General features: G+C 69.2%; 20 protein-coding genes and 1 pseudogene. 10 read left to right on the top strand and 11 right to left on the bottom strand.

Annotation, left to right across the window (positions count from 1 at the left end; genetic code table 11):
* The first annotated feature begins 97 nt into the window (after positions 1–97).
* Positions 98–3,448, top strand: coding sequence for a S8 family peptidase (locus ACH34T_RS38865; protein WP_396025996.1), 3,351 nt, complete (start codon positions 98–100; stop codon positions 3,446–3,448).
* A 172-nt stretch (positions 3,449–3,620) separates the two neighbouring features.
* On the opposite strand, the gene ACH34T_RS38860 is transcribed toward ACH34T_RS38865, so the two are convergent.
* The 3 genes from ACH34T_RS38860 to ACH34T_RS38850 form a co-directional block, all read right to left on the bottom strand.
* Complete coding sequence (locus ACH34T_RS38860) at positions 3,621–4,361, bottom strand: DUF6069 family protein (protein WP_396025995.1); 741 nt, start codon at positions 4,359–4,361, stop codon at positions 3,621–3,623.
* Positions 4,362–4,366: 5 nt separating this feature from the next.
* A complete protein-coding gene (locus ACH34T_RS38855) occupies positions 4,367–5,365 on the bottom strand; it encodes an RNA polymerase subunit sigma-70 (protein WP_396025994.1) in 999 nt (332 codons plus the stop codon).
* 162 nt (positions 5,366–5,527) lie between these two features.
* Positions 5,528–7,201, bottom strand: a complete 1,674-nt coding sequence (locus tag ACH34T_RS38850; RefSeq protein WP_396025993.1) for an amidase — start codon at positions 7,199–7,201, stop codon at positions 5,528–5,530.
* 675 nt (positions 7,202–7,876) lie between these two features.
* On the opposite strand from ACH34T_RS38850, the gene ACH34T_RS38845 reads away from it, so the two are divergent.
* Positions 7,877–8,782: a LysR family transcriptional regulator gene (locus ACH34T_RS38845; protein ID WP_396025992.1), complete on the top strand. Its 906-nt coding sequence runs from the start codon at positions 7,877–7,879 to the stop codon at positions 8,780–8,782.
* 99 nt (positions 8,783–8,881) lie between these two features.
* Here ACH34T_RS38845 and ACH34T_RS38840 read toward each other — a convergent pair whose 3' ends face one another.
* Both ACH34T_RS38840 and ACH34T_RS38835 read right to left on the bottom strand, forming a co-directional pair.
* Entirely contained in the window at positions 8,882–9,088 is a 207-nt protein-coding gene (locus ACH34T_RS38840; RefSeq protein ID WP_396025991.1) for a hypothetical protein, read from the bottom strand.
* A gap of 152 nt (positions 9,089–9,240) precedes the next feature.
* Positions 9,241–9,999: a poly-gamma-glutamate hydrolase family protein gene (locus ACH34T_RS38835; RefSeq protein ID WP_396025990.1), complete on the bottom strand. Its 759-nt coding sequence runs from the start codon at positions 9,997–9,999 to the stop codon at positions 9,241–9,243.
* A 243-nt stretch (positions 10,000–10,242) separates the two neighbouring features.
* On the opposite strand from ACH34T_RS38835, the gene ACH34T_RS38830 reads away from it, so the two are divergent.
* Complete coding sequence (locus ACH34T_RS38830) at positions 10,243–10,383, top strand: hypothetical protein (RefSeq protein ID WP_396025989.1); 141 nt, start codon at positions 10,243–10,245, stop codon at positions 10,381–10,383.
* 11 nt (positions 10,384–10,394) lie between these two features.
* On the opposite strand, the gene ACH34T_RS38825 is transcribed toward ACH34T_RS38830, so the two are convergent.
* On the bottom strand, positions 10,395–13,046 hold the full coding sequence (locus ACH34T_RS38825; protein ID WP_396025988.1) for an AMP-binding protein: 2,652 nt from the start codon (positions 13,044–13,046) through the stop codon (positions 10,395–10,397).
* Between the two features lie 106 nt (positions 13,047–13,152).
* Here ACH34T_RS38825 and ACH34T_RS38820 point away from each other — a divergent pair, with 106 nt between their 5' ends.
* The 3 genes from ACH34T_RS38820 to ACH34T_RS38810 are packed head-to-tail and all read left to right on the top strand — an operon-like array spanning position 13,153 to position 16,734.
* Positions 13,153–14,130 (top strand): iron ABC transporter substrate-binding protein, encoded by a 978-nt coding sequence (locus ACH34T_RS38820; RefSeq protein ID WP_396025987.1) that lies wholly within the window; start codon positions 13,153–13,155, stop codon positions 14,128–14,130.
* Positions 14,131–14,134: 4 nt separating this feature from the next.
* Complete coding sequence (locus ACH34T_RS38815) at positions 14,135–15,646, top strand: ABC transporter permease (protein ID WP_396025986.1); 1,512 nt, start codon at positions 14,135–14,137, stop codon at positions 15,644–15,646.
* Positions 15,643–16,734 carry an ABC transporter ATP-binding protein gene (locus ACH34T_RS38810; protein ID WP_396025985.1) on the top strand — a complete coding sequence of 364 codons (1,092 nt, stop codon included), beginning with the start codon at positions 15,643–15,645 and terminating at the stop codon, positions 16,732–16,734. The genes ACH34T_RS38815 and ACH34T_RS38810 overlap by 4 nt, the downstream gene beginning before the upstream one ends.
* A 409-nt stretch (positions 16,735–17,143) precedes the next feature.
* On the opposite strand, the gene ACH34T_RS38805 is transcribed toward ACH34T_RS38810, so the two are convergent.
* Entirely contained in the window at positions 17,144–17,281 is a 138-nt protein-coding gene (locus ACH34T_RS38805) for a hypothetical protein (protein WP_396025984.1), read from the bottom strand.
* 7 nt (positions 17,282–17,288) lie between these two features.
* On the opposite strand from ACH34T_RS38805, the pseudogene ACH34T_RS38800 reads away from it, so the two are divergent.
* Positions 17,289–17,411, top strand: a pseudogene (locus ACH34T_RS38800) (integrase core domain-containing protein); the annotation flags it as partial.
* Positions 17,412–17,799: 388 nt separating this feature from the next.
* Here ACH34T_RS38800 and ACH34T_RS38795 read toward each other — a convergent pair.
* From ACH34T_RS38795 to ACH34T_RS38780, 4 genes are all read right to left on the bottom strand, one after another.
* Complete coding sequence (locus tag ACH34T_RS38795) at positions 17,800–18,522, bottom strand: S1 family peptidase (RefSeq protein ID WP_396025983.1); 723 nt, start codon at positions 18,520–18,522, stop codon at positions 17,800–17,802.
* A gap of 1,087 nt (positions 18,523–19,609) precedes the next feature.
* Positions 19,610–19,942, bottom strand: a complete 333-nt coding sequence (locus tag ACH34T_RS38790) for a DUF6193 family natural product biosynthesis protein (RefSeq protein ID WP_396025982.1) — start codon at positions 19,940–19,942, stop codon at positions 19,610–19,612.
* Positions 19,918–20,115: a DUF6193 family natural product biosynthesis protein gene (locus ACH34T_RS38785; RefSeq protein ID WP_396025981.1), complete on the bottom strand. Its 198-nt coding sequence runs from the start codon at positions 20,113–20,115 to the stop codon at positions 19,918–19,920. The genes ACH34T_RS38790 and ACH34T_RS38785 overlap by 25 nt, the downstream gene beginning before the upstream one ends.
* Positions 20,116–20,222: 107 nt before the next feature.
* Complete coding sequence (locus ACH34T_RS38780) at positions 20,223–20,882, bottom strand: DUF4360 domain-containing protein (protein ID WP_396025980.1); 660 nt, start codon at positions 20,880–20,882, stop codon at positions 20,223–20,225.
* An 805-nt stretch (positions 20,883–21,687) separates the two neighbouring features.
* Here ACH34T_RS38780 and ACH34T_RS38775 point away from each other — a divergent pair.
* The 3 genes from ACH34T_RS38775 (at position 21,688) to ACH34T_RS38765 (ending at position 24,288) form a co-directional block, all read left to right on the top strand.
* Positions 21,688–21,894, top strand: coding sequence for a hypothetical protein (locus ACH34T_RS38775; RefSeq protein ID WP_396025979.1), 207 nt, complete (start codon positions 21,688–21,690; stop codon positions 21,892–21,894).
* Between the two features lie 803 nt (positions 21,895–22,697).
* Positions 22,698–23,876 (top strand): NAD(P)/FAD-dependent oxidoreductase, encoded by a 1,179-nt coding sequence (locus tag ACH34T_RS38770; protein WP_396025978.1) that lies wholly within the window; start codon positions 22,698–22,700, stop codon positions 23,874–23,876.
* Between the two features lie 28 nt (positions 23,877–23,904).
* Entirely contained in the window at positions 23,905–24,288 is a 384-nt protein-coding gene (locus tag ACH34T_RS38765) for a cupin domain-containing protein (protein WP_396025977.1), read from the top strand.
* Positions 24,289–24,316: the final 28 nt, after the last annotated feature.

Here is a 24,316-nt window from a genome sequence, read left to right as displayed (position 1 = left end):
CCTTGCCGCTGGTGGCTCAGTCGCGTGGCGCGCCCCGTCCAGCCGACGGCTGGGCGGGGCCGACGGGCCATTCCGGTCAGCACCAGGAGGAGAAGAAATGCATCCACGTCCAAGGGCGCGCTGGCGATTGCCGGCCGTCGCGGTACTGCTGAGCCTGCTCCCCGCGCTCAGTCCCGCCGGTCCCGCCTCGGCGGCGCCGGTTCCCTCGGGCGCGGCACCGGCTCCCCCTGGCGCGGCATCGGCTCCCTCGGGCGCGGCACCGGCCCGCGCGGCCGGAGCCGCGCCCCGCACCGTCACGCTGATCACCGGTGACCGGGTCACAGTCGCAGGCCAGGGCGTGTTGGTCGAGCCCGCCAAGGGGCGGACCGGCATACCGTTCCTCAACCAGCGCGTCGGCGGCGAGCAGCACGTCATCCCCACCGACGCCCTGCCCCTGCTCCAGTCCGAGAGGCTGGACCCGCGCCTGTTCAACGTCACCACCCTGCTGAACTTCGGCTACGACGCCCGTCCCAAGGGCCTGCCGCTGATCGTGACCCGTCCCAAGACGTCGCCGCGTTCGGCGATCGGGCTCCCGGGTCTGGCGGTGACCCGGGAACTGCCGGCGGCGCACGCGGTGGCGGCCGATGCCGGACCAGGAACGGCGCTGTGGAGATCACTCACCACGCGGCCCCCCGCCGCCGGAACGAAGGTCTGGCTGGACGGGCGGCGCCGGCTCCTCATCGACACCAGCGTGCCGCTGGTAGGCGCGCCCGCCGCGTGGAAGGCGGGCTATGACGGCAAAGGCGTGAAGGTGGCGGTGCTGGACACCGGCGCCGACGCGACCCATCCCGACCTGGCCGGACGTGTGGTCGCCGAGCGGAACTTCACCCCGGACGAGCCCGAGGACACCGTCGGCCACGGCACCCACGTGGCGTCCACCGTGGCCGGCAGCGGAGCCGCCGCGGACGCACGCTACCGCGGCGTGGCCCCCGGCGCGAGCCTGCTCATCGGCAAGATCTGCATCGGGCGCGAATGCCCGGACTCGCTGATCCTCGAAGGCATGCAGTGGGCTGCGGAGCAGGGCGCGGACGTCGTCAACCTGAGCTTCGGCGAGGCCGACTGGCCGGGGGCCGACCCGGTGGAACAGGCCGTCGGGAACCTCACGGAGCGGTACGGCACGCTGTTCGTGGCGGCCGCCGGGAACAGCGGCGAGTCCCACCCCAGCATCCGGATCAGCTCGCCGAGCAGTGCCGACGCCGCGCTCTCGGTCGCCGCGACCACCAAGACCGACGGGTTCGCCGGCTTCTCCAGCCGCGGGCCACGGCCGGGCGACCTCGCCCTCAAGCCGGACATCGCCGCCCCGGGCCAGTCCATCGTCGCCGCACGCGGCAAGGACATGTGGCCGCCCTCGCCCGACCAGAAGTACGCGTCGTTCACCGGCACCTCGATGTCCGCGTCGCACGTGACCGGCGCCGCGGCGATCCTCGCCCAGCAGCATCCGGATTGGACGCCGGCCCAGCTGAAGGCGCACCTGATGGGCACGGCCAGGCCGCTGCCCGGCGTCGAGCTCACGCGCCAGGGCGCCGGACGGCTCGACGTGGCCCGCGCGGTCGGCCAGGCGGTGACCGCCGAGCAGGGCTCGGTGAGCTTCGGCACGCAGCGCTGGCCCCACGACGGCCCCGCCGTGCCCAAGCCGGTGACCTACGTCAACCACGGCAAGGCGCCGGTGACCCTGAAGCTGTCCACGGACGCCAAGGGCCCGGACGGTAAGCCCGTGCCGGCCGCAGGGTTCACGGCCAGCCCCTCGTCCGTGACCGTGCCGGCGGGTGGCCGCGCCACGGTGACCTTCTCGGCGGACACCAAGGCGATCGGGGCGGTGTACGGCTACATCACCGGCCACCTGCGGGCGACCGCGGGCGACACCGTGATCGGCACACCGTTCAGCCTGGAGAACGAGCAGGAGAGCTACGACCTGACCATCAAGCACCTGGACCGTGCTGGCGCTCCCGCCGCCGGGTTCCTCGACACCCTCTTCCGGATGGACAAGCCGGGCGTCTACGGGACGCCCGGGCCCGGCAAGGGCGACACGGTGCGGGTGCCCAAGGGCGTCTACACCGTCAACTCCGTCATCGGCCAGAACCAGGACAACCTCAACACCCTGCTCGTCCAGCAGCGACTGGAGGTCACGTCGGCGCAGACCCTCGTCGCCGACGCGCGGCAGGCCGAACCGGTCACGGTGACCCCGCCGCGCACCGATCTGCAATGGCGCGCGGCCCAGGTGGGAGCCGGGTTCTCCGCCCCGGGCAACTCCTACAACTTCATGCTCCAGACGACGAGCTTCGACCAGGTCACGGCCGGCCGGATGGGGCCGGACGAGCCCGTCAAGGGCTTCCGCTCCTTCGTGCGCGGGACCGTCCTGCAACCCGGACCGGACGGCACCGACACCGACAGCCCGGCGGTCTACCACATGGCGTGGCCGACCGGGCAGCGCATGATCACCGGCTTCACCAAGAAGGTCGAGCAGCGGGACTTCGCCACGGTCAAGGTCAGCCGCGCGATCAACACCCCCGGCGCCACCGGTGAGTCGGGAACCTTCCCCAGCACCGACCTGGGGCTGCTGGGCAACGTCGCCCCGTCGCTGTCCACGCGGCTGCCGTTCCACCGCACCGAGTACTACACCACCGAGGGCGGGGTGCGGTGGCAGGCGATCGATTTCGAGTTCAGACCGGACTCCCAGCCGGCGAGCTACCTGGAGTCCGCACCCGTCGCCTACCGCGCCGGGCGGACCTACACCGAGAAATGGAACTATGCCGTCATCGGCCCGACACTGCCTCGCGGAGGCAGGCCGATGGTTTACCGCGAAGGTGACGTCCTCAAGGTCGAAACGGCGTTCAACGGTGACGGCTCCGGCCGGTACGGCACCGTATGGGGCGACGCGCGGACCCTGGCCGTCCTGTACCGCAACGGCGTCGAAATCGGCAGGAAACCGTTCGCGATGACGGAGTTCCCCGTGCCGCCCGAGCCGTCCGACTACCGGCTGCACATCACCAGTGAACGGCGGTCCGGTGAACTGTCCACCCTGGTGGACGTGGCCTGGACGTTCCGCTCCGGTCACGCCGACGATGGCAAGCCGGCCCTGCTGCCCCTGTGGGCGGTGCGGTACGTCCCACCGGTGGACGACCACGGCACCGCCGAGGCCGGACGCGAGATCGAACTGCCGGTCATCACCGAATCACAGCCGGACGGCGACGCCGGGCGGTTGCGCGGCCTGACCGTCCAGGTGTCCGTCGACGACGGAAAGACCTGGCAGGACGCACAGCTCAAGCAGACGCCGCGCGGATCGGTGGCGCTCGTACGCCACCCGCCCGCGAACGGGTTCGTCTCGCTCCGCGCCACAGCCGAGGACAGCGACGGCAACAAACTGGAACAAACCATCATCCGCGCCTACCGGATCGCAACTCGATCCTGACCGCGCACCCATCCGTCGGGGGACGCCGGGCACCGGCCCGGCGTCCCCCGGCCATCGGTCTCGCGGCCCACGCCTGTGGACGGCGGCGCAGACCGCCGAGTCCCTCGACGCCATTCGCGATCACCGCCTACCGTCTACCGCCTCATCGCGATGTCACGGTGTTGCGGGATCGTCAGTCGGTCCGGGTGTGGAGGCTCCGCGCCAGGGTGGGGATCATCACCGTCGCGGCGACGAGATGCAGCCCGAGGAGGGCGGCGATGGTGGCGGTGTTCGCCCCGGAGAGGAGGGGCGGGATAAAGGAGATCGCGGTCAGCGACACCGCCGTCCACACGAATCGCGCGGCGGGGCGAGCGCTCCAGCGAAGAAGAGCGACGGCGACGACGCTGCCCACGACCGAGAAGAACCCGGTCACCACGGCGAACCCGGACAACGGGATCGACTCGCCGCCATCGGGGACCTCGAAGTCGACGCCGGCGGCCTGGGCGAGCGCAGCGGCGAGGGTGGTGGCCGCCATGGCCGCGAGCGTGGCGACCAGACCGGCGCCGGCGAGCCCGCGGAGTCGGTGGGTGCGGCGGCTGGTCTGGCCCGATGCCGGACCTGCGACGACCCCGGTGTCGTTCATGCTGTTCATGTCGTCCTCGATCATTGGGTGATTGGCGTTGGGGTGTGTTGGCCGGCGTGCGGCCGTGGGGGTGACGATGCGCACTCTGGCCGTGCGGCGGCCGGGGTTGCGCAGGGCGCGGACGCCGGTGCCGCGGAGCCAGAACCCTGCGTCGCGTCCGAGGACCGGCCCGGGCTCACCGTCGCGCAGCTCCAGCTGCACCCGCCCGCGGGTGACGACGCCGAACGCGTCAGACCACTCGGCGTCGACCACCGCGACACGCCCGCCACCGCGCAGCGCGAGCGTCCGCAACGGGACTACTCCGTGCCGTCGGCGGGCAGGTGATCCGGCAGCCCGAGCCGCGGGAACTGGTCGTCGTGGAACGTGACGATCTCGGTGATCGCCCTGCCGGTGACGCGCAGGACGTCGATCGTCAGCGGCAGGTACGCGCCCTCCCGCTTCCGCTTCTGGTAGAAGGCGACGGCGGGCTGCCGGTTCACGGAGGTGAGGACGGCGCGCAGGTGCTTCATGCCCTCGAAGCCGCTCTCGATCCAGTCGTTCACCACCGCGTCGCGGCCGACGTACAGGCCCGGCGTGGGCGGCATCGAGCACCGGACGTCGTCGCGCAGCAGTGCGGCGAGCCTGCCGACGTCGGTGGCCACGCTGGCGTCGGTATAGCGGCGCACGACCTCGCGCGTCCCGGCGTCCTCCTCGCCGCCGGTCCAGTCCTGCCGCTCGGCGGGCAGGTGCTCGCGCATGCCGGCGCGGGCCCGCTGCAGCGCGCTGTTCACGGAGTTGACGGAGTCGCCGAGGAGCTCCGCGACGTCCTTGGCCGGCCAGCCGAGAACGTCCCGTAGGATCAGCACGGCCCGCGGGCGCGGCGCGAGGTGCTGGACCGCGACCAGGTACGCCAGTTCGATCGTCTCCCGCGCGACGGCGACGGCCTCCGGCTCGTCCGCGTCGCCCGCGGGCAGCTCGTCGAGCAGCCGGTCCGGGTAGGGCTGGAGCCACCGCACCTCGCCGCCGGTCGCGGGCTCCGGGCGGCGCTTGGCGAGCAGGTCCAGGCAGGCGTTGGTGGCGATCCGGTACAGCCAGGCCCGCAACGTCGACCGCCCCTCGAAGGTCTCCCGCCGCCGCCAGGCGCGCAGGAACGTCTCCTGCACGGTGTCCTCGGCGTCCTCGAACGACCCGAGCATCCGGTAGCAGTGCACGTGCAGCTCCCGCCGGTGCCGCTCCGCCAGCCCCGAGAACTCCGGCTCGCCGACCTCGTCCAGACCGCTCACGCCCAGCTCCTCCAGCCACGTGTCCGCACCCATCACGTCATCCTTCCGTCTCGTGGTTTCCCGTCATGGGTGTGACGGGTGCGGCCGCGAAAACTCATCACCAGGGCCGGTCGGCAAGGAGCCGACGATCAAGGCATCAAGGCCATCAAGTAGATGACGACCGCCGCGGAGGAGGAGGCGTTTGCGGCGACGGGGTCAGTTCAGGGGTGGGGTACTTGCCGGCGGCCGGCGGTGATGTGTCGCTTGCTGGTAGTCGAACCCGAGCCCGAGCAGTGTCGGCTCGCTGAACGGCCGTCCCAGTAGTTCGACTCCCACCGGCATGCCGTCGGGTGTGAAGCCGGCGGGGATCGTCAGCGCGGGGAACCCGGTGTTGGCGGCGAGGGCGCAGATCCGGAGACCCTCCTGAGGCTGCCCGATCGGCGCGGCCTGCTGCGAGACCGCCGGGTAGACCAGTGCGTCCAGGTCATGGTCGTTCAACAGCTTGTGGAGCAGCTGCTGCGCCTGCAAGCGCCGGGCCAGCCGCTGGCGGTAGGCGTCCTGCGGGCCGGTCGAGGTGCCCAGCCGTTCCTTGAGCCGCTTCAGGACCGTGGGCGTGACCTGGCCGGAGGTGACGATGTCGTCCAGGGTCACGATGTCGGCCGGCGGCTCAAGCCGGGCCAGCGAGCGGGGGAATCGCGAGCCCGGCGCCGCCAGGTAGCGGTTGAGGTCGCGCTCCGTCTCGTCGGGGAACACCCAGGAGGCGTCCACCGCCGACATCAGCGCGGGTTGGGGCGGCAGATCGACGACGGTCGCGCCCTGCGAGGCCATGTCCGCGGCGGCGGCCCGGACCAGCGCCGTCGTCGCCTGCGCGGGCCCCGACGTGCTCAGGTAGTCGGTGAACACGCCGATGCGGGTGTTGGCCAGAGCGGCGTCGTCCAGAGCGGCGGTGTAGGTGCGGGGGATCCGTCCGATGGACGCCTTGGTGGACGGGTCGTCCGGGTCGTATCCGGCGGTGGCGTCCAGGATCAGTGCGATGTCGGTGACCGACTTGGCGATGGGGCCGCCGGCGTCCTGGGTGTCGGAGAGCGGCGCGATGCCGTCGCGGCTGGACAGGCCCTGGCTCGGCCGCAGCCCGACCAGGCTGTTGTGGGCCGCCGGGCTGCGGATGGAGCCGCAGGTGTCCGAGCCCAGACCGGCCGCGCCGAAGCCGGCCGCGACACCGGCACCCGTGCCGCCGCTGGAGCCGCCCGGGTTGCGGGTCTGGTCGTAGGGGTTGCGGGTCTGTCCACCGAGCGAGCTGATGGTCTCGACGCCGGAGGCGAACTCGTGCAGGTTGGTTTTGGCGACGATGATCGCCCCGGCCGCGCGCAGCCGCGCGACCTGCTCGGCGTCATCGGCGGTGCGCCAGTGCCTCAGTGCCAGCGAGCCGTTGGACGTGGGCAGGTCTTCGGTGTCGTAGTTGTCCTTGATCAGGACCGGGATGCCGTGCAGTGGCCCGCGGACGTGCCCCCGTCCGCGTTCGGCGTCGAGCCGGGCGGCATCGGCGATCGCCGTGGGGTCCCTGCGAATGACCGCGTTGACACCGGGCTGGTCGGCGTACGCCCGCTCGTAAGCATCGATGCGCGCCTGGTAGGCCTTGACCAATCGAACCGAGGTCACCCGGCCGCTCGCCAATAGTTCGCGTAACTTGGCGGCGTCCATGTCCACCACCCATTGGGCGATGTCGCCCGGTGCCGCCCGGTTGCCCGGATCGCCAAGCGCGGCACCGTTGCCCGTCGCGGCACCGTTGCCCGTCGCCGCGCCGACCGTGGCCGCAGGCGCCGTCAGGACGACGATTCCGGCCACCAGGACCGTTGCTCGGGTGCGAAGCTTCCGCCTTGGTCTTGCCATATCGGCCTCCTCGTCACCGATTGGCGCCTCGACGTACGGCACAGGAGATGTGTGTCCGGCCCTGCCGACCGCGAAATGGCCGCTGACCGGGCCGCCCTGATTATGGCTCGGTTATGCCGTAGCGACTACCTACCAGAGGGAGACGCACAATCCACGAAGAGCGCAGCGGTGACCAGTCATGCCCGGCGGGGAGCTGAACCCGTCGCTCGGGCGCCCCGCTCACGTGCACAGATTCAGGCCGTCTGCGTACGGCCTGGGCACTATCGCCCATAGTGCGAGCCTTAACGAGGCCAAATTCAGGTCGTCCTATTCTGGTGCCCGAGTCGGGAGCGTGTGTCGATGATCTGAGTTTGGTCGGGCGGAGGTCGTCAGGCCCTGGTTCGTTCGTTTGATGAGTTGGGCAGTGCCGCAGGGCTGGACTCGTACCTGGTACTCACCGCATGGACACCGCGTGTAACTTACGACGCCGTCGGAAGTCAGATGCCGGGACACGACCCTGGAGGTGCCGGCGGCCGGTCGGCCGCAACTCGGACACTCACTCACCGTGCCCCCCTCGGCGCTCATCATGATGGCGGTCCTCCGCTCGTGCCCTCGTCCTGAAGTCCCAGAAGATCAGCCCGCGAAGCGGCGCACAAGCGCAACCTTTTCCCGATCATTGTTCGATATCGTTCACCTATGTGGTCATTGTCGTCCCTACGGCTGCTCCACGAGCTCCGGCTGCGGGGAACGCTCACCGCCGCAGCCGAGGCACTGTTCCTCAGCCGCTCCGCGGCCAGCCACCAGCTCGCCACACTGGAGCGGACCGTCGACGCGCCGCTGACCGAGAAGGTGGGGCGCGGTCTTCGCCTGACCGAGGTGGGCACCGAGCTGGCGTTGCGAGCGGAGCGCATCCTGCAAGAGATCGAACTCGCGGGCGCCGCGATCGAGCGGCTGCGCGGAGGGCTCAGCGGCACGGTCCGTGTCGGCTGGTTCCAGAGCGTCGCGATCCGCCTCCTCGCGCAGGTTCTCACCGACCTGCGCGAACAGCATCCCCAACTGCGTGTCGAAAGCATCGGCATGGCCGCCGAGAACGCTCTTGTCGCCGTGCGGGCGGGGGACGTCGACGTCGTCATCGTGCCCTCCTACGGCGGCGCACCGCTGGACGTGCCCGATGGGCTGCACAACGAATTGCTGTTCCACGACCCGGTACGGCTCGCGGTTCCCGCCGACCACCCGGCGGCGCGCAGCCGGGTCCCGGTCCAGATCGCCGACCTGGTGGACGAACGCTGGATCGCCGGAGCGCCGGGCAGCTTCTTCGGGCAGTTGGTGCCGCGACTGTGCCACCAGGCCGGGTTCCGGCCCGACATCACGCATCACAACGGCGACTCCGCGATCATCGCCTCACTCGTCGCCGCCGGCCACGGCATCGCCTTCATCCCGGCGTCCGCGGATCTCGGATCATGGCCCGGCGTCGCGATCCAGGAAGTCGACGCCAAGGACGCCGAGCGCGACGTACTTGCCGTCATGCGCGCCAGCAGCCGCCACCGCCCGACCGTCGGCACGGTGCTGCAAGCCATCCGGCATCGATGCCCTCCGGCCTGACACCTCCGTAACCGGCTGACCGAGAACGGCGTCTGGCCGTCCCCCGGGAGGCGCCACGACTTGGATGGTCCGTCTCCCATCTACCTGGAGGACCTCCTCTCAACGGACGACACGCGCCTCGCCTGAGGGCTTTGTGCGGGTGGGGCGGCAGCGGAGTTGCTGGGTCATGGCCTTGTTGACGACGAGGACCACGGCGCTCACGATGACGGCTCCGCCGAGCAGCAGGTTGGGGCTCAGCGGCTCCTGGCCGAGCAGTGCGCCCAGCGTCACCGCGACCATCGGGTTGACGTAGGCGTAGCTGGCCACCGTAACCGTAGTAGGCCGTCTCGTATTCGATTGATGGGACGTCGCCGATCGCGGTATGCAGTCGGCGGTCGTTGTACCAGCCGCTCCACTCGACAATGACGTATTCGAGCTGGTCCCGAGTTGGGGCCTACCAGATCCGGCGTGGGGATCAGTCAGCCTGCGACGGTGGCCAGGGCCTTGTCGACCGCCGCGGTGTATTTCTTGAACGCCGTGGTCTGATGGGATGGGTCCTCGATCCAGGCGCGGTTCAATTTGCCGTCTGCGAAGAACGCCCTGCGCTGGGCGGTGGTCAGTTCGAGTTGTACGCCCATGCCCCTGCGGTTCTTGTTGACGATGTTCTCCTTGCTCATCCCGTCGAGGTCGTCGGGTGCCGGCTCGACCGAGAAGTCGGCCTCCTTCAGCGCCGCCACGACACGAGAGCGCAGTAGTGCGTCGCGTCCGCCGATATAGGTCCTGGCGGTGTCGCCGCTCATCCCGTGCCAGGAGATCGTGTAGCTGACGCCTTGGGCCAGTTTGAGCCCCTTGGGTTCGTCGAACCTGGTGGAGGTGATGTGCAGGTCCTGGTTGCCTTCGCTCTTGATGCCCTCGAAGGAGTAAAAGCCATAGCTCTGACGTGCTCTCGCGGCATGGTCGGCAAGCTGGGTGGTGCCGGCCTCGATCGCACCTCCATGGATGGCGATATGCGCGGCTTTGGCCCCGGGTGGCCAGCGGAGGCTGCGCCGGTAGTCCTGGCCCTCCTCCTCGTTGCGGGCGAGATCGGCGTAGTCGCGATACTTGTCTGCGGTGTCCCGCGCGTCGGCGCGGGAGGGCGTTGCACGATTCGTCGGGAAGGCACTGGCCGCGACCGGTGCAGCGATGCCGATCGTGACGCTCACCGCCGTCAGAGCGGAAGCAGCCATGGTGAGTTTCATGAATCTCCTCCATGCTTCGCGGTCCCTCGAGCCCGGCGGGGCGCAATCATGTGGGCTCATTCATGGCCGATCATCTCCGGACACTATGTCAACCCATACCCAACAAACCGCCAAACTCCCGCAAGTACCTCGTCGGCAAACGATCTTCGTTCGCCATTACGGCGATCAGCCAGCCGAATCACATTGAACCGCTTTCCAGACGACCCTTGCGACCTGCCAATTCATGTTCGAACGTGGCCACTGATGGTGTGGATCGCGGTGATACCCGCCCTGACCGTGCTGCGACTGGCCACGGGTGGTCTGCTGGAAACCGTTCCGCGGGCTGTTGCGATCGCCGGTGATGGCCACCTCCGCCGTGCCGATCGTGGTCTGCGTTTTTCCTGAGGTTTCGGTGGTCACTGCGAGGGGCCTCTGAACAGGACGGACAGATCGTCCGCCTGATAGCCGACGGTGAGAGGCGGCGGGGAGGTGTGGCCAGCCTCGTCTGGTGACGGGTGACCTCTGTCGGTCACAGGGTGAACCTTCCCGGGTTCTTGGAGACTCGTCCGCAAGGCTGGGGGTGGCTCAGGTGTCGGTGACCGGAAGGTCGTCCTGCTGCTTCGGCCGGTCGTATAGCGGATGGCCCTCGTGGCGACGGCGGTGTAGGCCAGGCCGGCCGCGAGTGAGGCGAGCAGGGCCAGGGGCTCGGAGTGCTCGTCCAGCAGCGGGTAGACCTGCCAGTGGACCAGGTAGATGTAGAGCGATCCGGCGGCGAGCGGGCCGGTGAGGCGGTTGAGCCAGGCGGTGCTCGGCAGGAGCGGGACCCAGATCAGCAGGGCCACGCCGATGATGAGGATGATCTCTCTGAGCTGCTCCCCTGGGCCGAAGTATCCCGGGATCGTGGCCAGCCCGATCGTGGTCACCAGCAGACGTTGCCCCACACCGGCGGCCTTCGCCGCGGCCCAGCCGAGGGGGAACATCCAGAGGGCGGTGATCGCGTCCGGCAGGTCCGTGAGCCCACCGAGGTCGTAGCGGACGATCAGCATGGCCAGCAGGAGCCCGAGGGCGAAGGGGAAGGGCGAGCGCCGCTCCGCCGGTTCCAGGGCCGGGACGCTCAGCCACGCGGCCATGGCGAGCAGGATGTAGACGATCACCTCGATGAACCAGTAGTTGCTGTCGCGCCCGGTCGCGCTGTTCAGCAGCAGCGCGTCGACCAAGTGGTAGTCGGCGGTGAGGAGTGCCGCGAGGACGATCCAGGCGACGCTCGGCACGGCTATCCGCGCCAGGGTGCCCAGGACGTGCCGGCGGCGTTCGCGCCTGCCCGCCGAGGTGAGGTGGAAGCGGGCGAAGTTGAAGCCCGCCACCGCCAGCAGTACGTGTGCCCCGCCCTGGATCCAGAAGAGGCCGATGTGGGAGCCGACGATGAGGACGATCGCGGCGGCGCGCAGCGCGATGCCCGTCTCCAGCGCCCGCAGCCTGGTGCCGCGGGCCGAGCGCCGCAGGTCGCGGATGCGCCGCGTGGGCCAGTCCGGGGGAAGGTGGCCGAGTGCTTCCTCCAGCTTCAGCGACATCTCCACGTAGGACAGCGAGTCGCCGCCCAGGCCGACGAAGGTGTCGTCCTCGGTGACGCCGGGATGGTCCAGGACCTCGGCGTACAGGCGGCACAGGTCCGTGGTGGCCGCCGGGTCGGTGCGGGCCAGCCGGAGCACGGCATCGTAGTCGAGCTTGCCGGTAGGGAGCCGGGGCAGGTCGGGCAGGACGTGCACGCTGACCGCCTTGGCGGGCAGGCCGCACTCGGCCGCCACGAGCCGCCGGACGATCCGTCCCGCGGTGTCGCCTGTGACGGCCACGACCAGTCCCGCGTCGTCGCCGGCGCAGCATGCGGTCAGGCCGTGTCCGGCGAGTGTCTCCTCGACGTGCTGGAGGTCGATCCGCAGGCCGTACGGCTTGGCGAACCGGCTGCGGCGTCCGATGATCTCGTATGTCCCGCCGGGCAGGCGCCGCGCGACGTCGCCGGTGCGCAGTTCGTCGACGGCGCGGCCGAGGGCCAGGTCGGCGGGGCTCTCGGCGTAGCCGAGCATGACGTTCGGCCCGGCGTACACGAGTTCGCCGGTGTCGGATCCGGGGACGTCCGGCAGCGGCTCCAGGCGGAAGGAGCCGCCGGGGATCGGGACGCCGATCGCCCGCGGATGGCGGGACGCGAGTTCGGGCGGCAGGTAGGCCATGCGGGCGGTCGCCTCGGTCTGGCCGTACATGACGACCAGGTCCCAGCCGTGGCGCTTTCCGAGCGCCGCGTAGCGTTCCACCTGGGCGGCGGGCAGCCGTCCGCCCGCCTGGGTGAGATAGCGCAGGTCGGGCAGCCGCATGTCGGCGAAGCCCACCCGGTCCAGCAGCTCGAAGGTGTAGGGGACGCCTGCGAGGGTCGTGCCGCAGGCGACGCGGAAGAGTGTCCAGAAGCGGTCGTCGGTCACCGAGAGGCCGGTGAGGACGAGGCCCGCCCCGCGCAGCAGGTGGCTGTTGATGACGGACAGGCCGTAGCAGTAGTACATCGGCAGGGTCGTGGCGGCGCGGTCGCCGGCGCGGATGCCCAGCGAGGCGGCGATGGACGCGGCGTTCGACCGCAGGTTCTCGTGCGACAGCCGGACGAGCTTCGGTGAGCCCGTCGAACCGGACGTGCTCAGCAGCAACGCGAGGTCGGGGTGCAGCGTGTGTGCGGAGCCTGTGCGGCGCTCGTCGAGCGTCCCGTCCGGGTAGGCCACGACGTCCGGGTCGTAGGCGTCGGTCAGGGACCGCAGGAAGCCGGGTCGGTCGTGCGGTGCGAGCAGGACGGGGTGCCCGGACGACAGCGCCGCCAGGTAGACGACGAGGGCGTCGACGGTGTTGGCGCCGGCGAGCAGGACGAGCCGCCGTCCGGTGCCGAGGCGCCGGGCGGCGGCCGCCACCCGGTCGGCGAGCTCGCGGTAGGAGAGGGCGCCGTCGGCGGTGATGACCGCCGTCCGGTCGCCGTGACCGGCCAGGTCGCGGGCGAACGGGACGACCGCGGGCACCGAGGGATGGGGGTTGCTCACCCTGGGCATTTTAGGTAAGGCTAAACTAAATGCCAATCTTCTTCTAGATCACCCTCCCGAGGAAATCATGCGAAACCCCCTGCGCCGATACTCCTCCGTTTTGATCTTGACGGCCCTCGTTCTCTCACTCGGGACCGCATGCGGCATCGGGGGCGACGCCGGCCTGGTCATCTACTCCGGTCGCAACGAGGGGCTGGTGAAGCCGCTGCTGGAGAAGCTGGAGAAGGCCGTCGGCACCGACGTCGAAGTGCGGTACGGCTCCAGCGCCGAACTGGCCGCGCAGATCCTGGAGGAGGGCGGCAAGTCGAAGGCCGACCTCTTCCTGTCCCAGGACGCCGGTGCGCTCGGCGCCCTGGCGAAGGAGGGGCGCCTGGAGAAGCTGCCCCAGACGTCCCTCGACAAGGTGCCCGCGAAGTTCCGTGGAAGCGCCGGGGACTGGGTCGGACTCTCCGGCCGCGTCCGCGTGCTGGCCTACCACCCCACGCAGGTGCCCAAGCCGCCCAACACGGTGCGCGACCTCGTCAAGCCGGAGTGGAAGGGCAAGGTCGGCTACGCGCCCACCAACGCCTCCTTCCAGGCGTTCGTCACCGGTATGCGGGTCCTGGACGGCGACGAGGCCACGCGCGCCTGGCTCAAGGGCATGAAGGCCAACGGCGTCAAGGCCTACAACGACAACCTCGCCTTGCTGGACGCGGTGAACTCCGGGCAGGTCTCGATCGGGCTGATCAACCACTACTACTGGTACGAGAAGGTCGCCGAGAAGGGGGAGGGAAGTGTCACCGCCAAGCTGCACTACCTTCCCGGCGGCGACCCCGGCGCGCTGATCAACGTCGCGGGCACCGGGGTGCTCAAGGGCAGCGAGCACCAGGCGACCGCGCTCAAGGCCGTCGACTATCTGCTGTCGAAGGAGGCGCAGACCTACTTCAGTGACAAGACCAAGGAGTATCCACTGGCCGCGGGGATCGTCGGCACCGTGCCCGGCCTGCCTCCCCTGGACTCGCTGAAGGCCCCCGAGATCGACCTCGGGAAGCTCGACTCGCTGCAGCAGACCCTGACGATGCTGCGCGAAGCGGGGATGGTCTGAACCGATGGCCGCGGCCCGCGTCCCGAGGACCCTGCTCGGTCCGGCGTGCCTGGCCGGGGCCTTCGCCCTGCTGCCGCTCGGCTACCTCGCCGTGCGGGCCCTGGAGCGGGGCCCCGGATTCGCCTGGGACGTCGTCACCACCGCGGGCACCGCGCAGCTCCTCGGCCGCAGCGTGGTCCTGGCCGCCGTCGTGGTGGCGGCCTGCCTCGTCCTGGGGATCTCGCTGGCCTGGCTCACCGTGCGGACGTCCCTGCCCGGCGCCCGCGCCTGGTCGGTGATCGCCACCCTGCCGCTGGCCGTGCCCAGCTACGTGGCCGCCTTCGCCTGGCTGTCGGCAGTGCCGGACCTGTCCGGATTCACCGGATCGGCGTTGGCGCTGACCCTCGTCAGCTACCCCTACGTCTACCTGCCGGTGGCCGCCGCGCTCCGGGGCATCGACCCCGCGCAGGAGGAGACGTCCCGCTCGCTCGGATCGGGCCCGGCGCGGACCTTCCTCCGTGTCGTCCTGCCGCAACTGCGCCCGGCAGCGGCGGGCGGCGGGCTCCTCGTCGCGCTGTACGTGCTGTCCGACTTCGGCGCGGTGTCGCTGATGCGGTACGACACGTTCACACGCGGCATCTACACCTCCTACCAGGCCAGCTTCGACCGCACCCCGGCCGCCGCGCTGAGCGTGGTGCTGGTGGTGATGACCATCGCTCTCGTCGCGCTGGAGACCCGGACCCGTGGGCGGCGCGGGCACGCCAGGACCGGAACCGGGACCGCGCGTCCCGCCGTCCCGATGCCGCTCGGACGGCTGACGGTCCCCGCCCTGTCCTGGTGCGGGGCGGTCGCCGCCGCCGCCGTCGCGTTCCCGCTGGCCACGCTCGCTTACTGGCTGGCCACCGGGAACCGCTCCACCTGGGACCCGGCCGGGCTCCTGAGCACCGCGGGCGCCACCCTCGGCGTGGCGGCGGCCGGCGCCGCGCTCACCACCGGGCTCGCCCTTCCCGTCGGCGTTCTCGCGGCCCGCCATCGGGGACGGGCCGCCGAGCTGATCGAACAGGCCGCCTACGCCGGACACGCCCTGCCGGGTATCACCGTCGCCCTGGCCATGGTGTTCTTCGCGGTCCGTTACGCCACCCCCGTCTACCAGGAACTGCCGCTGCTGGTCTGCGCCTACGCGGTGCTCTTCCTGCCGGTCGCGGTCACCGCCACGCGCGCCGCCGTCCTGCAGGCGCCGCCCGTCCTGGAGGACATCGCCCGCTCGCTCGGCCGCGGGCCCCTGCGCGTCCTGGGCAGCGTGACCGTGCCGCTGGCCGCCCCCGGCGTCACGGCCGGCGCGGCCCTGACCTTCGTGATCTGCATGAAGGAACTGCCGGCCACCCTGCTGCTGCGTCCCACCGGCATGGACACCCTCGCCACCAGGCTGTGGACCGAGACCGGCGTCGGGTCCTACGCCGACGCCGCCCCGTACGCCGCCGCGCTGATCCTGCTCGCCGCCGTACCCTCCTACCTCCTCGGAAGGCAGCGTCCATGACCGATCTGCGCATCAAGGAGCTGACCAAGGTGTACGGCCCGGATCGCGGTGGGAGGACGACCCCTGGCACCCCCCGGAGCAGCACGGGCACGACCGTCCTGGACGGGCTCAGCCTCGACGTCCCGAGCGGTTCGCTGGCCGCCGTGCTCGGCCCGTCCGGCTGCGGGAAGACCACCCTGCTCCGCGTCATCGCCGGCTTCCTGCGAGCCGACGCGGGCACCGTCACGGTGGGCGGACGGACCCTGACCGCCCCCGAGACGCACGTCCCCCCGGAACGCCGCCGCATCGGCATCGTCCCCCAGGAAGGTGCGCTGTTCCCTCACCTGAGCGTTGCCCGCAACGTCGCCTTCGGCGTCACCGACCGTTCGGGACGCCGGCGTCGCGCCGAGGAGATGCTCGAACTGGTGGGATTGGCCGGATACGGCGGCCGGATGCCGCACGAACTGTCCGGTGGACAGCAGCAGCGCGTCGCCCTGGCCCGCGCCTTGGCCCCTGAGCCCACGCTCGTCCTGCTCGACGAGCCGTTCAACGCCCTGGACAGCGCACTGCGCGCCGGAGTACGCGCCGACGTCCGCGCCGCTCTGCGCGCGACCGGCGCCACGGCCGTTCTCGTCACCCACGACCAGCAGGAGGCCCTGTCCGTCGCGGATCTCGTCGCCGTCATCCACGAAGGACGAGTCGCGCAGTGCGGCGCCCCGCAGGAGGTGTACAGCCGTCCCGCCAGCCCCTGGGTCGCCGGATTCGTCGGCGACGCCGTCCTCCTGCCCGGGACCGCCTCGAACGGCACCGCCACGACGGCCCTCGGCACGATCGAACTGCGCGCACCTGCCGAGGCACCCGGCGACGGCACAGTCATCCTGCGACCAGAGCAACTGAGGCTCACCGAACCCACCGGAACAACCCCCGGCGGCACGGTGACCGACGTGCGCTACTACGGACACGACGCCATGATCACCCTTTCCGTCGAGGGGCTCGAACGCCCGGTCGACGTCCGGGTCGACGGCCACCTACACCTCCGCCCCGGCGACCAGACCGGCCTCCACCCCACCGGCCAGGCCACCTTCCACCCCGGACCGCCCCGACATTGAGCCCCTCAACCGGCACCGCCGGAACCGGGGGTCGGGACAGCCCCTGGACCGGTGCCCGATGCGCCTGGAACAACCAGGACCCAGGCTGCCCTCAGTGCGGCCCAGGCGGCGGCCGCCATAGCTATCGTGGACGCTGTTCGAGCAGGTCACAGCTGGTGGGCCGCGCGAGACTCGAACCCACAACCTACGGATTAATAGCTGCGCCATGGGGGTTGTGTCGGTGGGCGACACGCCAATAAACCCACACCACATCATCGCCACTGGCGCGCTATCGCCGCGCGCAGGGTGAAGCTCGGTTGTGTCGCAGAGTGCCGCCCGCGAGGGCATCTCAATGGGTGGCCCGTCTGGGCAGTGTGCTTCTTTGTGGATGAGTCTGTTGTTTGCCCGGCTACTGTGGGTCGCCGGTTTGTCAGGAGTAGAGGAACTGGTCGGGCGGCAGGCGCCATATCTGGAGTGTGCTGGTCAGTTCGGACTCGTCGGCGGCTGTCGCGGCCCGGACCATGACGGCGCCGATGTCGCGGTCGAAGAGTTCAGCCGACTTGACCAAGAAGTGGGTGCGGCGCTCGGTCGGCGGAACCAGCGTGTGCTGGGACAACGCGCTGGCCGAATCGTTCTTCGCAGCATTGAAGAACGAGTGGCTCAACCGTATGAAATTTGCCACACGAGCAAAGGCCCGGTTGCACGGTTGAGGATCCCGTGGATCACGTTCCAGCCTGCAGAGCATCACCGATCTTGGAGTCATGCCCTTTGTTTGTTCCGACCAACTCGATCAGGGCGGGGTCATCGCCTTCTGTCGCCGCTCCGTCATGCCTGCTCTTCACGGCTGACACGGTGGTATTTATTGGAGGCCGGCCCGGCTTTTGGGCGTTGATTGGTGTGCAGTCCGAGGATGATGAGCGGCTCATGGCGTAGACGGAGCCGATCGTCGAGCAGTCGTCCGGGCCTGGCGCACACCGTTGGTGACGAATAGCGGGACGGTCCGCGGGCGCGGCGTGTGGCCCGCCATGCATGCGGAAACGCCCGGCCGGGAGGGGTTCCGGCCGGGCGGTCCGGGCGCGCGGGCGGTCAGACGCCGGCTGTTGAGCGGATCCAGGAGCGGCTGGCGGGCACGCTTCCGTAGGTCTGCGTTGACCGGCCGTCGGCTGTGGAGGCGACGCCGACCTGCTGGCCGTTGTAGCGTTGCGGGCCGCCGGAGTCGCCGCTCCAAGCGTTGCCGGTGATCCTGCTGCTGCAGATCGCCTGGCCGCTGTGGTAGTCACGGCACGTTGTGGAAGTGACGCGGACGTCCGCGCACTTGAGCTGTTCCGAGATCGGGCCGTTGTAGCTGGTGTAGCCCCAACCGCAGATCTGGTTCGTCGAGCCGTTCGGCGGATTGGTGTCGGCGAGCTGGGAGAAGGTGGTGTTGTGGGCGCTGGACAACTGCACCAGGGCCAGGTCTCCCTGCGGCGACACCTGGTAGTTGGTGACGGCGATCGTGGTGGCGCGTGATCTGTAGACGCTGCCGACGCGGACGGTGATGCCGCTGCTGACGCAATGCCGCGCGGTCAGCACCCAGGTCGGGGCGATGATGGTGCCGGAGCAGGTGAACGATCCGCCGCTGCGATAGATCGAGGCGGCCCACGGAGCCTCGGCGTCGGTGACGAAAGAGCCGCCGATGATGGGCGGCGCGGCCTGGGTGGCCGGACGGTGGTTCTTGCTGGATTGATCGGCTGCTGTGGCAGGGTGGGTCATTCCGAAGATCAGGACCAGAACGGCACCTACCAAGATACCAGCGCGTCGGGGGGACATCACGGCTCCTTTGTGGGGGTCTACGCCAAAGGCCCCCTAAAAATAGATCAGCAGCCGACTTATGGAACCCTTTCAGGGCACACCAGTTTTTCAGTGTTAATATTTTCGACCGTTGAACACTCAGCCGAAGATCTGCCGATCATACGTGATCTCCAAGCACTCTGGCAGGCGGCCGGAGGCATGGCTTCGCCGGCTTCGTACAAAAAGCGAGGGCTGCTTTGAGGTGAATGGCTGTAGTGCGCAGCCATCGAGGACGCAGGTCGACGCAAGGTAGGGCAGACGTGGCGCGGCGGCCAGAGCGAGGTACGCCTTTATGAGGGTGTGTGCTGGCTGGCAGGGGAGGCGGCCGTTGAAGATGTCGCATTGGGTGGAGTTGATCTCCGAGTCGTACTGAACCGTCGCCTCCCGATACGTGGGTGGTGTGACGGTGCCGTCCGCGCGTGCCGGTTCCGGTTCAGCGGTGGCGATGCGTACGCTGCTGCGGGACGTGGCCGTCTTCACCGGCCGTGACGCCGAACCGGAGCGCCTGCTGGCCGCGGCCGACCAGTGGCGGGTGGTGGCGATCCACGAGGTGAAGGGCACGCCGAGGTGGGCGAACCACGCTGGTCACGCACGTGGCGCCCGGGGCCGACCGCTACCCCGTCGGACGGTTGTTCCTCGGCCCTGCACAGCCCACACTCCTGCCCGGTGGCCGACGACATGGGCGAAGTGCTGTATGGGTTGGTGGCGCTGCCGCATGATCATAGTCATCTGGCCGCGCTGAAGTGTTCGCTTGGTATCTGCGGCATTTCGCCCGCAGGTACCTGCAACTGTGCGGTTCGCCGACGGTACCGGCATGTGCTGTCGGCGCGCGACTTCCTGAAAGCGGTCCCCGCGGTCGGAGCGTGGCTTTGTGTGCTGGCGTTGATCGAGCACCGCACCTGTCGGATCAGGGTGCTGGGCGCGACCGCGCATCGAGGTCGTGCTCACCGGTATCCGATTGCCGCGAATGAACGCTGTCATGCAAGCGTTGCGTATTCGAAGATGCTCATACGCGACGGTGCCCCCGCTACGTCCTTAGGCGGGAGGTTTGAAAATGTCCGTGTGTTTACGCAAGTGCTCCGAATCGGCGCCCTAACTGCCTATGTCCCAGGTCAGGCAGTGTGCTCGCCGCGCACGCGGGGATGGCCCTCCCCGCCCGCCGGTAATTGGGCGGCTTATCGGCCACCAGCGCCCACTTGACGGTGCTTCTTCGACTTGACCTGCGCGGACGTAGTTTTCGGCAGGTGCAGGGTCCGCAGTCGGGTGGGAGTCGTTGGACCACCATGGCGATGGCTTGGGCGGCGGTGGCCGCGGGTCCGACGGTTTGGTTTCGTAGCCGGCCCTCCACCATGTAGCCGTCTTGGTCGGCCCGATTTAGGGGATGTCCCAGGTCCACCATTGGTCAGTGCTGCGGCTGAAGTGGAGCTCTCCCATTCCCGTCCAGGGGAACAGTTCACGGAGTCTGGGTTCGGCGTAGGCGGCGTCGAGGAGTTCGGCACGGACGCGAGCGTTGGCTTGGATGTCGCGCCACGCCTCTTCGACGAGACGATGGCTGGGAGGATCTGCGTCCATGACCGGCGGCCCGCGCCGCGCCTGCGGGTTCGTGTCCGGGCCGCACACACGTTCATACCGCCGAGGGACGACGGTGCCGGGGATCATGCTGACGTGAGGGCGGGCGGTCACGCGGGCTGCGGGCAGGTCTTCCAGGCGAAGTGGTAGGTCGTCTTGATCGTGCCGTCGGTGGAGTCCATGGCGATGAAGCTGACCTTCGAAGGGTCAGAGGTGCCCTGATGCACGCGCAGTTCCGTGCGGATGTTGAGGTTGCGCGCCTCACCGCACGGTGAGTATACGAGCTGGGACTCGTCCACCTCGTCGGTGGACGCCCAGCTGTTTCTGTGTGGGCCGTTCAGGGACTGCGAGTATTGCCTGGCGAGCGGCTGGCCTTGGAAGTAGTAGTCGGCGGACTGGGTGGCGGTCGCGCCGGTCTGCAGCGAGGCGTAGCCGCGGTAGGTCGTCGATGAGATGGCGTAGGTGAAACCCTGTGGGACGTGGACCTTCAGGGCGATATGGCAGTACTTACGGGCGTCGGTCGGCGCGGAGGAGCCGCCCGCCTGCGCCAGGTAATCGGCGTAGGTGACGGTGAAGTCGTCGCGCCTGGGCACTAGGGCGATGCCGACGGTGCCGGACCGGCATCCTGGGCCGGTCAGGGTCGCGATCTCAATGGTGACTCCTCCCGGGCCGTGCACGAGGCGCGGGCCCGCCGCGGCCGATGTGGCCGGCGTCGCCGTCACGGCGAGCGCGGCGGCGACTGCGGCCGTGATGGCGGCTCTTTTGCGCATGCGTTCCTCTTCACTGGGAGCGGACGCTGATTTCGGCGACCGAAATGCGACTGCCGGGCGGGCCCTGCTCGCACGCTCGACAATGGACGTAGCCCCAGGAACTGAATGGAGGGTAACTTTTGCGCCCAGGTATTGTCAATCATTTCATTCTTCAACATCGCATTGCCTGAATGGCATCGACGTTCAGGCATGTATCGTTCCACTTGAGCATCGGAAAGGGCCGGGCCTTGAGGGGCAACGATCCGCTGCCGAAATGGCCGGCAGCGCGTCGCGGGAGAGCGTCGACGGCGCGCCTAGCATGGCTCGGCGCCTGGCCCGCACCGACACCCTCACCAAACCCAGCACACCCTGAGCATTGCAACGCGACAATCACCAGCATGAACGCGCCGCAGCAAGCCACCTACCGTGTCGTCTGCATCGACACCACCCAAGCCATCCAAACCAGTGCTCTTTTCTCAACTTCGAGAGCAGATTGGTGCTGGTCGTACTCGACGCCAAGCACCACGATCATCGGCAGGGCCGCGGCGGTGCTGCGGGAGGCCCCGGCCTCGCACGCCGGGGACTCCCGCAGTGACCGGTCAGCCGCAGGTGAACTCCTTATATTCCGACTCCGTCCGGGCGGTGGCCGTGTCGCCGTCCAGGTGTGCCTTGTGAAAGCCGAGTACTGCGAAGTAGGCAGCCCGACAGTTGGAGGAGGCGACGCTGGTCACAAGCTGGTTGGCGGTCTAGTAGGGCGCCTCCATGGCCAGGCTGCCGTACGAGGCGATCTCCCAGCCGGTTGAGGTCGCGCACCCAGAAGTGAAGCGTGGCCGTCGCCTTGAGCCAGGTGACCGGCACCTCGCAGGATGAGGATGCCTTGCCGACGGCGATGAAGAAGTCCCCGTCCTGCCGGAGCACCTCACTGGAAGCCCGGCAGACCACCCCAGCACGCGGCGGCGTAGGCGAGTACGAGTCCTTTCTTCATGCGGGCTCCTTCGAACGCGCCGTCACGGTCTGTGCAATGCCGCTGTGATCACATGTGGCCAGCGTCCTCGGTAAACCACCGCCCGGCATGGCCGGAGAACGTGGCTGCACGAACTGCCGGGGTGCCGTTACCCGAGGGCTCGCGGTCCTCGCGCCGGTATCGCCCGGCGGCGTGCCAGTCGGAGCAGTGGCGCAAGCTCAAACGCGGGAGCCAGGAGCATGCGGCCGCGCTGGCCGAGCTGGTCGGGTCCCGCCGTGCACAAGCTGGAACGCATGAACGAGGCCTGCCAAGCGCGGGAGGCTCTGGCTCGTGGTTCCCGGGGTCGTCCACCCTGCACCAAACCATCGGTCTTCTGACAGACCGACCCGGGCCAGCAGCCGCCTCTGGGATCTCAGACAGGCACTAAAGCTGGAGGAGGCCGACAAGGCGGTCGCCCGCGATGAGCACGACCGGCTCACCCCCACACCGACGCCGACGGCCGGCAGTGGGACGAGATGAGTGTGGGGTTCCGGACGGGAGCAGTGAACGGTTGTCTCGACCAGGCCCACGGCGACGGAGGCGGGCTGGAACAGGGCGCTCCGCTTTGCCGGGCGCCTCTCCCGGCTGCCGGCTGGTCAGTTGGCGAGGTCGGTGTCGTCCAAGCAAGATCGCATACAATCCCGGAAAGATTTCGGGCATCCTCCCTTGTCGACGAGCTTCGGTTGGCATATCGTTCCCGCATTGTATGCAACATGGTTCATCTGGAAGGCGCTACCCGAGGCACCTCGGAGTGGGCAGCCAGAGTCCTTGTCCTCCTGAGCGGAGGGCGGAACAGACCGATCGCCGAGTGATAGCGGAGGGGTGGGCACAGGGTGTCGGAGTCCCAGGTAGTCGTGGTCGGTGGTGGAGTGGTGGGCGCCGCCGTGTCCTACTTCTTGTCGCTGGAGGGCGTCGACGTCACGCTCGTCGAAGCGACGGCGATCGCCGCAGGTGCGTCGGGGCACGGGCCCGGCTTCTTCAACACGTTCGGCGGCGACTTCGTACCCGGGGCCCACCTTGCGCTCGGGGTCGAGAGCGTCCGTCTCATCCATGAGCACCGCGAGAACCTGGCGGAGGTCGCCGACTCGCAGGACTGGTTCAACGACAAACCTGATCTGACGATCTCGTTCACCGATGAAGGTGCCGCTCGCCTGAAGGCGCTTCACGAGGAAGCACCCACCGCGTTCGGAACCGGCATCGAGGCGCGAGAGTGGCTGACCGGCGAGGAGGTCCTCAAGAAGGAACCGTTGATCAGTCCGGAGGTGAGGGGCGGCTACTTCGCGGAGTCGGTGGTGCAGATCGACGGGCTGCGGCTCGCCAACCTCTACACACGAGCCGCCCAGAAGCGAGGGGCCAGGCTGTTGTACAGCCCGGTCCAAGGCCTCGACATTCGCGGTGACCGGGCCACCGGGGTCCAACTGAGCGACGGCACGCACCTACCGTGCGACGACGTGGTGCTCGCGATGGGGGCCTGGACCCCCCTTGCGTCCATCTGGACCGGTTTCCCGATGCCGATCTGCAGCCTCAAGGGCCAACTGCACATCCTCAAGGTCCCGGGCGTGCGGCTCAAGCACCACATCATCGAGCGGGTCGTCGTCATGCAGTATCCCAACGGCCTCATTCTGCTGGGTGCGACACCGGATCCGGCCCCCGGCGGTGGTCTCAAGGCGCCGATCGACTACATCCGCCCGCTGAAGGACAGCGAACCCATCCCCGAGGACACCGAAATGCTCATGCGGGTGGGCATCGAGCGATTCCCGTTCCTCAAGGACGCCGAGATCGTGCGCGACCTCAGCGGGGTCCGGCCGATGTCGCCCGACCTCATGCCCATGATCGGTCGGATCCCCACCTACCGCAACGTGTTCATGTCGGCCGGCCACGGACGCAAGGGCATCCATCTGTCCGCCGGCACCGGAAAGCTCATCGCGGACCTGATGCTCCGTGGCTCGACCGACCTGATCGACGGGCCGGAGACCCTGTCCCCGGCCCGATTCACCCCGGCAGTGCTCTGACCTGCTCACTGCAGAAGGACGACACCCTGTGGACACCGCACGCAGCCTGACCCCGACGACGGCGACCTTCATTCCCAAGGACAGCAACCCACTGGAACAGATCGGCGCCATCGAGGGCGTCGAGCGGCCTGGCGGGCTCGCGGCCAGGATCCTCGTCGCCGGCCGCGACATGGTCCTCATCGAGGTGCACAAGGCCAAGGGCAACGTGGACCAGCGGCACGTCCACGACGACCACGAAAGCATCGCCCTGCTGCTCAGCGGGCGGATGGAGATCGAGATCGATGGCGAGTCCTTCGTCGCCAACGCGGGCGACTCGTGGATCCACTACCCGGGTGTTCCCCATTCAAGTCTGGCCCTTGAGGACTCGGTCCATCTGGAGATCAAGTCTCCGCCCAGGAAGACCTGGGTCTGATCGCGGCTCCCGCAACGTCCCGCCTCGG

Source organism: Actinomadura sp. 9N215 (genome assembly GCF_044326345.1).
Lineage (GTDB): Bacteria > Actinomycetota > Actinomycetes > Streptosporangiales > Streptosporangiaceae > Spirillospora.
The sequence above is the reverse complement of the archived record's forward strand: the minus strand, read 5'-3'. Positions and strand labels throughout refer to the sequence as shown.